A 13777-nucleotide genomic window follows, 5' to 3' on the forward strand; every position below is an offset into this window, starting at 1 on the left:
ATGCTGAGTGCCATTATTAAGTGGGCGATCGCTCGCCGTTGGTTAGTCATTCTGGGGACAATTATCCTCACTATTTGGATATTTCGGACGATTATCCAAATGCCTTTGGATGTTTTTCCTAGCTTTGCACCACCCCAAGTTGAAATTCAAACTGAAGCACCAGGACTCGCCCCCGAAGAATTAGAATCCTTGGTAACTTTACCAATTGAAAGTGCGATTAATGGTACTCCAGGAGTAACAGCAGTCCGCTCATCTTCAGCAGCAGGAATCTCTGTCGTTAAAGTCATTTTTAACTGGGATACTGATATTTATCAAGCTCGCCAATTAGTAACAGAGCGATTACAACAGAGCTTTAGTAAGCTGCCGTCAGGGGTGGAAACTCCTCAAATTTCCCCTACAAGCTCGCCCATTGGGACTGTATTACAATATGCCTTTACCTCCGAAAGCACTCCTTTAATGGAAGTGCGGCGCATTGTTGATTGGCAAGTAACAAATCGTCTTTTAGCTGTGCCTGGTGTTAGTCAGGTAGTAGCTTATGGTGGCGATGTTCGCCAATATCAAGTATTAGTTGATCCAGAAAAATTAAAAGCCTTTAACGTCACTTTAGAAGAGGTAGAGCAAGCAGCCAAAGCTGCCAATGTCAATGCTCCTGGTGGCTATTTAATTACACCTGATCGAGAAAAATTAATTCGGGGGATTGGGCGGATTGAATCTATCGAAGAATTACAGCAATCAGTGATTACTGCTCGTAATGGTACACCTGTTAATATCTCAAATGTTGCTGATGTGCAAATTGGGGCGGCGATAAAACGGGGTGATGGTAGTTTTAACACTCAAAAGGCAATTGTTGTGATGATTAACAAACAGCCTCAAACTGATACTCCTACTGTCACCCGTCTTATAGAAAATGCGATGTTAGAGATTCAAAGAGGATTGCCCAAAGATATCAAAGTCACACCAACCTTTCGTCAAGAAAACTATATTGATTCTTCTATTGAAAATGTTAGAGAGGCTTTAATTGAAGGCAGTATTATTGTTGCTTTAATTCTGATTCCCTTCTTAATGAATTGGCGTAACTTAGCTATTTGTTTAACTGCCCTACCTTTATCTTTATTACTAGGAGTACTATTACTAAATTGGTTAGGACAAGGTTTAAATACTATGACTTTAGGAGGGTTAGCCGTAGCAATTGGTTCAGCCGTTGATGATGCAATTGTTGATGCTGAAAACGTTTACCGTAACCTGCGAGAAAATAAATATTCTCCCAACCCCCGCCCGGTTTTAGATGTTGTATTTGACGGTTGTCAAGAGGTACGCGACTCGGTATTTGGAGCTACGATCATTACTATAGTTGTCTTCTCCCCAGTTTTTGCTTTAGCAGGTGTAGAAGGTAGCATTTTTATCCCGATGGGATTAGGCTATATGGCAGCAGTTATCGCTTCTAGTATCACAGCATTAACGGTGACTCCGGCTTTATGTGCAATTTTACTGCCTTATGGTCGCTTGCCAGAAACAGAACCTTGGATAGCGAGATTTTTTAAACGACTTTATTATCCTTTATTAATATTTTCTCTCAAGCGTGCGGAAATTGTTTTAGGTTTAGCGATCGCTAGTTTGGTAGCTGCAACTATAATTTTCCCCTCCTTTGGCAGAATATTTTTACCAGAGTTTCAGGAGCAAACTTTAGTAAATACCTTAACTCTTTATCCGGGGGTTTCACTGGAAGCTACTAATGCAGCTGGTGAAGCACTTCAGCACGCACTCAAGGGAGACTCTAGATTTCCTTATGTGCAGTTGCGTTCTGGACGTGCGCCAGGAGACGGAGATGCAGCAGGAGTGAATTTGGGACACTTGGATATCGAGTTAAGCGACGCAGGGATGAAAGATCGGCAGGGGACGATTGAGAAGTTAAGGGAAGAATTCGCTAAGTTACCAGGGGTAGCACCGAATATTGGTGGTTTTATCTCGCACCGCATGGATGAAGTGTTGTCTGGGGTAAGGAGTGCGATCGCTGTTAAAATCTTCGGGCCAGATTTAGAACAACTCCACACCGTTGGACAGCAAGTTAATGATGTTATGAAAACCGTTAATGGGATTGTAGATTTACAACTAGAACCCCAAATACCAATTGAACAAATCCAAATAAAATTCAACCGGACTGCTGCTTCCCGGTATGGTTTAACAGTAGGCAAACTTTCTGAAATCATTGAAACTGCTCTTAATGGACGAGTAGTATCTCAAATTTTAGAAAAACAACAAACTTTTGATTTAGCTGTATGGTTAAAGCCAGATGCACGGCAAAATTTGGATACGATTGGCAATTTGTTAATTGATACTCCTATCGGTCAAAAAATTCCTTTAGCACAGGTTGCTACAATTGAAAATGGTACTGGTCCTAATACTATAAATAGAGAGAATGTATCCCGTTTAATTGTTGTTTCTGCTAACGCTAATGGTAGAGATTTGCGCTCTATCGTCAATGAAATTAGAGACAAAGTTAATCAAAAAGTACATCCACCCTCTGGTTACTATATCCAGTATGCAGGACAATTTGAAGCAGAAGAAAGAGCAACTCAGAATATTTTCATATCAAGTGCGATCGCCTTTGTTGCAATTACAGTCATCATGTACATTTCTGTCAAATCTATCTCTTCTACTGCCATGATTATGATTAATTTACCCTTGGCTTTAGTGGGAGGAGTATTTTCAGTAGCTTTGACTGGTGGTGTGATTTCTATTGCTTCTTTGGTTGGCTTTATCACTCTATTTGGAGTTGCTACCCGCAATGGTTTGTTGCTTGTGGATAATTACAACACCAAATTTGCCAAAGATATACCATTTAAAGAAGTTTTGATTAAAGGGTCAATGGAACGTTTAAATGCGATTTTGATGACAGCTTTTACCTCTGCTTTGGGATTAGCACCTTTAGTAATTGAAAGTGGGCCAGGAAAGGAAATCTTACAACCACTTTCAATAGTAGTGTTAGGTGGGTTGTTTACTTCTACGGCATTAACCTTAGTAGTTCTCCCCGCACTGTATGTCAAGTTTGCCAGGTTTTTAATCCCTCAGCACACTAAAAAAATCTTATATGACTTGTGAAAAATAAATTTCGAACAAGGAAGAAATTAATGAAAAAGCTAAAATCTAATTTCATTATTATTGGAAGTGTAGGACTGCTTTTTTTAGGAGCTTGTAGTAATAGTAATCAAACAGTTAATACAGAAAATAGCCCAGTTTCTTCTACTTCAAGTGCCAAGGCTCCATCAGTTATACCTTCACCTGGGGCTAAAAAAACAAATAGTCCGCATGGTGAATCTAAAGGTGGTCAAGTTGTAGAGACAGGAACTTATCACTTGGAGTTCTTAGCCGAGAAAGAAGCTAATACAACTCACATGGATTTGTATTTGCAAACAGGTGACAATCACGAAGCAGTACCTAATGCAAAGGTAATTGCTCAAGTCCAGCTACCGGATGGGAAACAAAAGTCAATTCCTTTAACCTATGATGTTAGTGGTAAACACTATGCGGCGACGCTATCTGAAAATACATCTGGTCAATATCAGGTGAAAATTACTGCGGATGTTAAAGGTGAAAAAGTAAACGGGCGTTTTAATTTTAATCGGTAACTGTTAGCTCGACTTACTGAATTACGAATTAGTCTGACAAGTGAAATTTATGCGAGTGCTACTAGTAGAAGATGAAACAGATTTAGGTGATGCTATTAAACGAACTCTTACCCAACACAAGTACTTAGTCGATTGGGTACTAGATGGTAATGATGCCTGGGAATACTTAGAAAATAGCTGGACACAATATACATTAGCTATTTTCGATTGGATGCTACCAGGAATATCAGGATTAGAATTGTGCAAACAACTACGCTCCCACAAAAATCCTCTGCCTGTATTAATGCTAACAGCTAAAGACAGTATGGAAGATAAAGTGGCTGGGCTAGATGCTGGCGCAGATGACTATTTAGTAAAGCCATTTGGTATGGCAGAATTATTAGCAAGATTGCGCGCATTGCAGAGGCGATCGCCCCAATTTCAGCCCCAGGAATTAACTGTTGGCAATCTAACTTTAGATTACAGCAATAATTTAGTTGTTAGTCAGAATGCTGGGGGAAATAAACAAAAGATTCCCCTAACAAATAAAGAATTCCAGCTACTAGAATATTTTATGAAGCACCCAAGCCAAATTGTTACTACAGAACAAATTCGCAATCAGCTTTGGGAAGTAAGTGCAGAACCCGTTAGTAATGTGGTAGCGGCTCAAATGCGGTTGCTGCGTCGCAAACTAGCTAATAGCGGCTGCGAAAACATAATTGAAACTTTGCATGGGATGGGATATCGCTTGAATCTCACCATTGATACTTCCTATCCTCAAGAGCATAATTTGTAGCTGTAATTTAGGGAACTGCTATTACAGCCATAACTTACTAACAGTTGAAGTATAGCAATTTATTGATTTTGCATTTTCAACCTAGCGCTAACACCAAAATACTTTCCAATTCGCTATTTCCAAACTGGATGATGGTGTCAAAGTTTTCTCGCAGAGTTGTAACAATTTTGGATGTTGGGCTATTGCCAATACGGAGATAGATAAATTTTGGTGGATGGCCATACAGAAGACTACGTTGATGGAAATCAGAGTCTTTGGAAATAATCACAAAATCATTAGCTTTAGCATATTCCCAAATGACTAAATCATCAGTATTGGTAAGTGCTAATGCTTTAACATGAGATGAATTGGGGTACAAATCCAAAATTTTGGGAATAATCCGATCAGAAAGGTTTTCGTCCAAAAGCAGTTTCACAGGGATGCTACAAATAATTTTTTCTCACGATCAGCAGCAAAGGCAAGACAGGCTTTTATATCTTCGGATGTGAGTTCTGAAAAATCCTCTAGAATTTCTTCTTCGGTCATACCACTTGCAAGATATTCTAAAATGTCATACACGGTAATCCTCATTCCCCGAATACAGGGTTTGCCACTACGTTTGCCAGGTTCGATTGTTACAATGTTGTCGTAGTTCATGTTAAACAGTTTCGTAAGTTTACTTTAAATTTCAAATAGTAAAAAAGCATCTATTGTAATTAATATGCAACATATTTATATTAGCAAATTATTTTATGAATCAAAATAAATTATTTCAGCAAACCCGCTTGCGTTTGGCGCTGTGGTATGCGCTTGTTATGGCTGTAATTTTAAGCATTTGCGGATTTGGTATTTATAGAGCAATCTCCCATGCCCATTGGATGACATTAGACCGAGAACTGGAGTCTGTAGCAGGAACTTTACACGATACTATTGAATTAAAATTACAAAAACCTGGCCAATTGGAACCAGTCATACAACAACTTTTACCTAATATTTGTGTAATTGGTAAAAGTTGTATTCAAGAACAATCAGTTTCCAAACGTCATATTTTAAGTGCTATCAATCAAAGCAATTACTATGTCCGTTTTTTCGATAATTCAGGACGCTTAATTGCGATCGCAGGAACTTATCCAGACGAATTACCTATAATCTTTAACAAAGAACTTTGGCAAACCCTTAAAGATAGCAAAGGCAACTTTTATCATCAAATTTCTTTTGTGCTGCATACCCAAGAAAATCTCGATTGGGGTTACATCCAAGTAGGGCGAAGTCTTGCGGAATTTAGTAGTTATCTGACTGTTATAAAACTCACTTTAGCATTGGGATTACCAATTGTAATGGGTTTGGTTGGCGTTGCAAGTTGGTGGTTAGCAGGATTGGCAATGCAGCCGATTTATCGCTCATATAAACAAGTCCAACAATTTACAGCAGATGCCGCACACGAATTGCGAACACCTCTAGCAGCAACCCAAGCGACAGTAGAATCTGCGCTGATGATGGCTCAATTAGATGAAACAGAAGCGCGAGACATTCTACAAACCCTACAACGTCAGAATCAGCGACTCACTACTCTAGTTACAGATTTACTGCTGCTGACTCGCTTGGATCGTCAATCTGTGCCAATGCAACGGGAAATTTGTTGCTTGGATGATATTGTTAATGACTTAATAGAGGAATTTGCTGCGTTAGCGATCGCAGCAGGTGTAACACTGGCATCTTCTGTACAGCTATCAACTCCTTTGAATGTCATTGGTAATGCAGATCAGCTTTATCGCTTATTTTCTAACTTAATTATCAATGCAATTCAATATACACCACCAACAGGAAAGGTAACGGTTAGTGTAGACCGCAGTGACTATTATGCCGTGATTCAGGTGCAAGATACGGGCATTGGTATTCCACAGCAGGATTTGACTCGGATTTTTGACCGCTTCTATCGAGTGAATAGCGATCGCTCTCGTAGCACCGGCGGTTCTGGATTAGGATTAGCGATCGCGCAAGCAATTATTTTGGCACATCATGGCAGCATAGATGTGCAAAGTGAATTCGGCAAAGGTAGCACTTTTACTATTAAGTTACCTTTCGATGTCCGCCCACTCGATAGTGTACGCTCTATTTACCCATTTAAAATGCTATACCATCGTTCGCATCAATAATACATCACATTTTCGAGGTGCGTACATTATCTTAATGCACCATATAGATTTAAGTTAATTTAAATAATTCTAAACATTCTATTTTTAAAAGGTCTTTTTTTACCTTAATTTTTTTAAATGATTTAGCAATAACCTCTTCACAAGATATATGAATTTGTGATTGGTTTAATGAAATTAAATCTTGAATTGAAGCACCATATACAATTTCTGATAAACCACTCCAAACACAAGCAGTGGCACACATGGGACAAGGTTCGCCAGTTGTATATATGCTATAACCTTCTAAAGAAGGGTTCTTAAGTTTAGCTGTTAAACTACGAATAACGTTAATTTCTGCATGGGCTGATGGATCGTTATCTCTCCTTACAGTGTTATGAGCTACGGCCATGACTTCGTTATCTTTGACAATCACAGCACCGTAAGGTGCATCTCCTTTTTTTGCTTCTGCCAAAGCTAAACGCATAAAATATTCTGGGTTCATATAAGCGGAGGTTAACATAAGGATAATGATTAATAATATCGTATTTCTAATGCTATAACTGGGAATTAAAATTAGTTAATGGTCGAATATGTTACTGAGCAGACAAGAAACAGAATTCTACTTAAAAGACCTGGAAACACCATTAGGTAAAGCGATTAATTTAAGCCTTGCCGCTATGGTGCTAATATCATCAGGAATTTTTGTGGCAGAAACTTATAAGATTCCTGATTATGTGCGGTTTCAATTGCATTTAGTCGATACTGCGATCGTCATCATCTTCGCGGTGGAATATTCACTCCGTCTGTGGAGTGCGGAAAACAAAATTAAGTATATTTTTAGCTTTTATTCGATTATTGACTTAATGGCGATTTTGCCATTCTTTCTAGGAATGGTGGATATCAGCTTTATCCGCCTGCTGCGATGGTTTCGGATTTTACGATTAATCAGGTTTATCGATAGGAAATTTTTATTCGCCACTATCAGCACCGAAGATGGAATGATTTTTGCGCGAATATTATTTACATTATTTGCAATTGTTTTTATTTATTCTGGTTTAATTTATCAAGTAGAGCATCCGGTTAATCCTCAAAATTACGGTACATTTTTGGATGCATTCTATTTTTCTGTTGTCACAATGACAACTGTGGGATTTGGCGATGTTACTCCAATTTCTGAATTAGGGCGCTTGCTAACAGTCCTAATGATTTTTACCGGAATTGCACTAATTCCTTGGCAAGTGGGAGATTTAATCAAGCGAGTGGTGAAAACTACTAATCAGGTAGAAACAGTTTGTTCTGGTTGTGGTTTGACTTTCCATGATATAGATGCTGGTTTTTGTAAAAGGTGTGGGACTAAGTTACCTAGTCGCAGGGTTGATTGAGAGAGTTAAGTTGTGGCGCTGACAGAGGGTAAATTTTAGTGTGTACTACAATCTTGTGGTATAAGTAAATCACAAACCTGAGAAAGCCAAATGTTCTAAAAAGCGTTGCTGAATTGAAGTATGAACTTAAAAAATCAAAGATTTCAAACTCTTACAAAGAAAGGCAGAGGGCAGAAGGCATCGCTACCTGCATAATATTAATCTAGGTAAGCTAAAATAATCATTCTCCGAAAGCCGCTTAGGAAAGAGAACCAATGCCTAACCTCAACCTCCTTTCAGAATATAAAAGCTTTGGTGGCAAACTCGGCTTTTACAGTCATTCCTCCTCAACCTGTAACGGTGAAATGCGCTTTGCTGTCTATCAACCACCACAAGCAACTCAAAAACCTGTACCAATTCTCTATTTCCTCTCTGGGTTAAGTTCCACAGAAGAGAATTTTATGGTTAAGACGGGAGTGCAGCGCTTTGCGGCTGAGTACGGTTTGATATTGGTTGCACCAGATACTAGTCCGCGTAATAGTGGCATTGCAGGTGAGGATGATGACTGGGATTTTGGCACAGGTGCGGGCTTTTATGTTGATGCGACAGAAGAACCGTGGCGTAAAAACTACCAAATGTATAGTTATATCGTCCAGGAATTACCTGCTTTAATTACTGCAAACTTTCCCACCCTACCCGATAAACAAGGTATTTTCGGTCATTCGATGGGGGGACATGGGGCGCTTGTCTGTGCGATGAGAAACCCAGAACTTTACAAATCAGTATCAGCTTTTGCACCTATCACTGCACCTATGCGTTGTCCTTGGGGTCAAAAGGCTTTTAGTGGTTATCTTGGCAGCAATCAAGAAACTTGGCGTGATTATGATGCTAGTGAATTAGTCAAAAAAGTAGGATATCACAGTTCGATTTTGATTGACCAAGGAACTGCTGATAAATTTTTAGCTGAACAATTAATGCCTGAAGTGTTTGAGCAAGCTTGTGCAAATGTTAACCAGCCGCTAAACTTGCGTTATCAAGAAGGCTATGATCACAGTTATTATTTCATTGCCAGTTTTATTGAAGATCATATCCGCCATCATGCGTTAGCGTAGCTTCCCGTAGATATCGCTTTATTAATTACAGCAGTTTTCATCTATTTAAACCCCACATTATCTATAGGATTCCTATTTAACCCGATTTGATGGGACTGGTATCAAATGGTGTACATGAATTATGAATTATTAGAAAGGCTAGAAAAATTTATCATGGGTTAGATGGCCATAGTCTTAAAAATAAGTACAATTACATACTGAATGAAGCCGTCAAAATCTTTTTGTAATGGAGTGTCGAAATGACATTAGCTACAACTCCACAAACAAAGCCTTTAACAGATGAAGAATTACGTAATATCAACGCTTATTGGCGTGCAGCCAACTATCTTTCTGTTGGGCAAATATATCTACTCGACAATCCACTGCTGAGAGAACCGCTAAAGCTAGAACACGTTAAACCCAGGCTATTAGGTCACTGGGGAACAACACCAGGGCTGAACTTTATCTATGTTCACCTGAATCGCGTCATCAAAAAATATGACCTAAACACAATCTATATTGCTGGCCCTGGTCATGGAGGCCCTGGACTGGTAGCTAACACCTACCTAGAAGGCACTTACACCGACTATTATCACAACATCTCCCAGGATGCTGAGGGAATGAAGAAACTCTTCAAACAGTTCTCTTTCCCTGGTGGTATTCCCAGCCACGTTGCACCCGAAACCCCTGGTTCGATCCACGAAGGCGGGGAACTAGGTTATGCCCTCGTCCACGCTTTCGGTGCAGCCTTTGATAACCCTGACTTGATTGTTGCTGCTGTTGTGGGTGATGGCGAAGCTGAAACAGGTGCTTTAGCAACTAGCTGGCATTCCAATAAGTTTCTGAACCCTGTGCATGATGGGGCTGTACTTCCGATTCTCCACTTGAATGGGTATAAGATTGCTAATCCAACAGTACTCGCACGGATTAGCCATGAGGAATTAGAAAGCTTATTTGTCGGCTATGGTTACAAGCCCTACTTTGTCGAAGGTGACGATCCCGCAGATGTCCACCAGCAAATGGCGGCTACTCTAGATATAGCGATCGCCCAAATTCAAAGTATTCAGAGAGAAGCCCGTGTACATGGTTTCACGGAGCGTCCGCAGTGGCCAATGATTGTCTTGAGAACACCCAAAGGTTGGACAGGGCCTAAGGAAGTCGATGGCAAAAAAACCGAAGGTTATTGGCGATCGCACCAAGTTCCCTTGAGCAACATCGCTAAACAGCCAGAACACCTCAAACTCTTAGAAGATTGGATGAAGAGTTACAAACCAGAAGAACTCTTCGATAGTAACGGTAAGTTGATTCCCGAACTAGCAGAACTGGCTCCCAAAGGTCATCGACGTATGGGTGACAATCCCCACGCTAACGGCGGTCTTTTGCTGCGCGACCTGAAGATGCCCGACTTTCAAAAGTATGCCGTAGATGTTCTCAAACCAGGGCAAGCGATCGCTGAAGCTACCCAAGTTGCAGGAACTTTTCTGCGGGATATCATGCAACTTAACCAAGAAAGCCGCAACTTCCGCATCCTCGGCCCCGACGAAACAGTATCAAATCGCTTAGGCGCTGTGCTAGAAGTTACAGAGCGGAATTGGGCAGCCCAGATCCTCCCGGAAGATGACCACCTTTCCCCTGACGGTCGGGTGATGGAAATTCTCAGCGAAACTAATTGTCAAGGATGGTTAGAAGGCTACCTCCTCACAGGACGTCACGGGTTTTTCTCTTGCTACGAGGCATTCATTCACATCATTGACTCGATGTTCAATCAGCACGCCAAATGGTTGAAAACAACCAGAGATATTCCCTGGCGTAGACCGATTGCTTCCCTCAATTACCTACTCACCTCTCATGTTTGGCGACAAGACCATAACGGCTTTTCCCACCAAGACCCCGGTTTTATTGACCATGTAATCAATAAGAAAGCAGAAATCGTTCGCGTGTATTTGCCCCCCGATGCCAACACTTTGCTATCGGTAACTGACCATTGTTTAAGAAGCCGCAACTATATCAATGTCATCGTTGCTGGAAAGCAACCAGCATTGCAATACCTCGACATGGATTCTGCTATCAAGCACTGCACCAAAGGCATCGGTATTTGGGAATGGGCAAGCAATGACAAAGGCAGTGAACCAGATGTAGTGCTGGCTTGTGCTGGCGATGTTCCCACCTTAGAAACTTTAGCGGCTGTGGACATTCTGCGCCAGCACTTCCCTGATTTAAAGGTACGGGTAGTGAACGTAGTCGATTTGATGACACTACAGCCAAAAAGCGAACATCCTCACGGTTTGAGCGAAAAAGATTTTGACACGATTTTCACTACAGACAAACCGATTATTTTTGCCTTTCATGGCTATCCTTGGCTGATTCATCGCCTAACCTATCGCCACACCAACCACAATAATTTGCATGTACGTGGCTACAAGGAAGAAGGAACCACCACCACTCCCTTTGATATGGTTGTGCTTAATGATCTTGATCGCTTTCACCTAGTAATGGACGTAATTGCTCGTGTGCCAAAACTAGGATATAAGGCAGCTTATGTCAAACAGGAGATGCAAGATAAGCTAATCGAACACAAGCACTACATTGAGAAGTACGGCGACGATATGCCGGAAATTCGTGATTGGAAGTGGCCGTATTAACTAATTACTAATTCGTAATTCGTAATTCGTAGTGAAGAATTCTTTACTACGAATTATTTTAACCTCTTGTCTCTGTGCTTATACCAATTCTGTGTGAAAGATGCACAGAATATTAAACGAACCGCCTTCTCTACGAGAGGCTCTGCCAACGCGCAGCGTCTCGTTAGAGAAGAGCGCCAAGAATAGAGAGTTATATCATGTCCGGTTGATTGCTTATTAAACCCGAAGAACCCCACCCCGCCAAAGCTACGCTTTGTCTCCCCTCCCCGCAAGCGGGGAGGGGTTGGGGGTGGGGTGCAATGACTATGGGAATCGTAACTAATTATGCGGACATGATATTACTCATTTAGTGCAGCTTTACATTAAATTAGTATTGAAATCTTGTGTATTCACCTCAGAACTCAGCACTCAGCAATTTTGGGTTGGTCGAGTACTAGTGAACCCTAAAAGCATTTGCATAAATTTTTAACCTTGCAGTGAAAAGTACTTTAAGTTACTTAATGCATTAAACGCTACCTACTTTCATGGTTAGCGCTAAGATAGCTATGTATTTTTTGGAAGTATAATATGGCTCAGACTTTTTATGTAAATTCAGTATCAGGTAAAGATACCAACCTTGGTAGCCAACAAGCCCCATTCAGAACTATTACGCAAGCTCTTAAGGTATCTACAGATAACACCAAGATTCAACTAGCAGAAGGTAATTATAATGCTGCTAGCGGTGAAGTCTTTCCAATAACGGTTCCATCTGGTGTGACAGTAGTAGGTAATGAAACCAATAAAGGCAATGGTATTTTGATTGAAGGGAGTGGTAGCTATCTGAGCCGTACTTTTGCTGCTCAGAATGTCACGTTTGTATTGCTGGATAAAGCCGAAGTCCGCGGAGTGACTGTAACAAATTTGGCTAGTCGTGGTAGTGGTGTCTGGGTTGAATCAACTGCTCCTACTGTTGCTAATAGCACCTTCAAAAACTGTAAGCGGGAGGGAGTTTTTGCTACAGGCGATGCTAACCCAGTTATTCTAGGTAATGTGTTCAGTGAGAATGCAGCCAATGGAATTGCGATCGCTAAAAATTCCAAAGGTCAAATTCAAGATAATACCTTCTCCAAAACAGGTTTTGGTATTGCCGTTAGTGATACTGCATCACCCCTACTTCGAGATAATAAAGTTTACGAAAACCGTTCTGGAATTGTTATCTCTGGCAGCGCTCGTCCTGTTTTGCGTAACAATGTCTGTGAAAATAACACTGACGATGGCATCACAGTAATTGGAACTGCCCTACCGGATATCGGCAGTACCAATAATCCAGGCGGCAATACTCTACAAAATAACGGTAAATTTGATTTGCAAAATGCCAGTTCCAACAAGCTGGTTTCTGCGGGAAATAAAATAAATGCGTCTAAAGTCACGGGAAACGTAGAGTTTGCAGATAGTTCTCCGACACCTACCCCTACTCCCACTCCTACGCCTACTCCTGCTCCGATACCTACGCCTACGCCCACTCCTGCTCCGACACCTACGCCTAGTCCTACTCCGACACCTACGCCCATTCCCACTCCGTCACCAACACCCACTATCGAATTAACCGATATTACGAATCATTGGGCAGGTGGGTTTATTCGGGAATTAGTTAAATTGGGAATAGTTAATGGTTTTCCCGATCGCACATTTAAACCGGATGCTACAATGACGCGGGCGCAATACGCCGCATTACTGGTAAAAGCTTTCAACCCACCGCCAAACCGCCCTGTGGTCAAATTCAAAGATGTACCAGCAGGCTTCTGGGCATCGACAGTAATTCAGCAAGCATATCAAGGTTCATTTCTCTCTGGTTTTCCTGACAATACCTTTGCTCCTAACAAAAATATTCAACGCGTGCAAGTGATTGTCTCCTTGGTGAATGGATTGGGGTTATCTGCTGATGGTACAGCATCCATCAAAACTTTCGATGACCAAGCAAAGATTCCTGATTATGCCAAGGATGAGGTAGTAAAAGCTATAAACAAGGGGATTATCGTCAATTACCCGAACCTTAAACAACTCAATCCTACCCGCGATGCTACACGTGCTGAGGTAGCGGTGATGGTATACCAAGCCCTGGTAGACGCTGGTCGTGTAGCGGCGATTAACTTGCCTTATATTGTGACTGCTTAATTGGTAAAATCAGA

At 41.0% G+C, this 13777-nt stretch carries 11 protein-coding genes; 8 read left to right on the forward strand and 3 right to left on the reverse strand.

All coding sequences use genetic code 11. From position 1 onward, the window contains the following. The 3 genes from H6G96_RS22560 to rppA are packed head-to-tail and all read left to right on the forward strand — an operon-like array spanning nucleotide 1 to nucleotide 4401. Complete coding sequence (locus tag H6G96_RS22560) at nucleotides 1-3099, forward strand: efflux RND transporter permease subunit (protein WP_190913559.1); 3099 nt, start codon at nucleotides 1-3, stop codon at nucleotides 3097-3099. A gap of 29 nt (nucleotides 3100-3128) precedes the next feature. Continuing rightward, a complete protein-coding gene (locus H6G96_RS22565; protein ID WP_190913560.1) occupies nucleotides 3129-3626 on the forward strand; it encodes a hypothetical protein in 498 nt (165 codons plus the stop codon). A gap of 49 nt (nucleotides 3627-3675) precedes the next feature. Then, nucleotides 3676-4401, forward strand: coding sequence for a two-component system response regulator RppA (gene rppA / locus H6G96_RS22570; RefSeq protein WP_190913562.1), 726 nt, complete (start codon nucleotides 3676-3678; stop codon nucleotides 4399-4401). Between the two features lie 76 nt (nucleotides 4402-4477). Here rppA and H6G96_RS22575 read toward each other — a convergent pair whose 3' ends face one another. Together H6G96_RS22575 and H6G96_RS22580 are read right to left on the reverse strand one after the other, a co-directional pair. Beyond that, entirely contained in the window at nucleotides 4478-4816 is a 339-nt protein-coding gene (locus H6G96_RS22575; RefSeq protein ID WP_190913564.1) for a DUF5615 family PIN-like protein, read from the reverse strand. Beyond that, nucleotides 4813-5037 carry a DUF433 domain-containing protein gene (locus H6G96_RS22580; RefSeq protein ID WP_190913566.1) on the reverse strand — a complete coding sequence of 75 codons (225 nt, stop codon included), beginning with the start codon at nucleotides 5035-5037 and terminating at the stop codon, nucleotides 4813-4815. Before H6G96_RS22580 ends, H6G96_RS22575 begins: the two co-directional genes overlap by 4 nt. A 95-nt stretch (nucleotides 5038-5132) precedes the next feature. Between H6G96_RS22580 and rppB the strand changes: the two genes are divergently transcribed. After that, nucleotides 5133-6536, forward strand: coding sequence for a two-component system sensor histidine kinase RppB (rppB, locus tag H6G96_RS22585; RefSeq protein ID WP_190913568.1), 1404 nt, complete (start codon nucleotides 5133-5135; stop codon nucleotides 6534-6536). Between the two features lie 49 nt (nucleotides 6537-6585). Here rppB and H6G96_RS22590 read toward each other — a convergent pair whose 3' ends face one another. Beyond that, nucleotides 6586-7017, reverse strand: a complete 432-nt coding sequence (locus H6G96_RS22590; RefSeq protein WP_190913626.1) for a nucleoside deaminase — start codon at nucleotides 7015-7017, stop codon at nucleotides 6586-6588. Between the two features lie 88 nt (nucleotides 7018-7105). Between H6G96_RS22590 and H6G96_RS22595 the strand changes: the two genes are divergently transcribed. The 4 genes from H6G96_RS22595 to H6G96_RS22610 all read left to right on the forward strand — a co-directional run bounded on the left by H6G96_RS22595 (nucleotide 7106) and on the right by H6G96_RS22610 (nucleotide 13763). Beyond that, complete coding sequence (locus H6G96_RS22595; protein WP_190913570.1) at nucleotides 7106-7897, forward strand: ion transporter; 792 nt, start codon at nucleotides 7106-7108, stop codon at nucleotides 7895-7897. A gap of 254 nt (nucleotides 7898-8151) precedes the next feature. Further along, nucleotides 8152-8988, forward strand: a complete 837-nt coding sequence (gene fghA / locus H6G96_RS22600; protein ID WP_190913572.1) for an S-formylglutathione hydrolase — start codon at nucleotides 8152-8154, stop codon at nucleotides 8986-8988. Nucleotides 8989-9227: 239 nt separating this feature from the next. Continuing rightward, a complete protein-coding gene (locus tag H6G96_RS22605) occupies nucleotides 9228-11609 on the forward strand; it encodes a phosphoketolase family protein (RefSeq protein WP_190913574.1) in 2382 nt (793 codons plus the stop codon). A 567-nt stretch (nucleotides 11610-12176) separates the two neighbouring features. Further along, on the forward strand, nucleotides 12177-13763 hold the full coding sequence (locus tag H6G96_RS22610; protein ID WP_190913576.1) for a DUF1565 domain-containing protein: 1587 nt from the start codon (nucleotides 12177-12179) through the stop codon (nucleotides 13761-13763). The last annotated feature ends 14 nt before the right edge of the window (nucleotides 13764-13777 follow it).

The sequence above is a fragment of the Nostoc sp. FACHB-892 genome, assembly GCF_014698795.1.
GTDB lineage: Bacteria > Cyanobacteriota > Cyanobacteriia > Cyanobacteriales > Nostocaceae > Nostoc.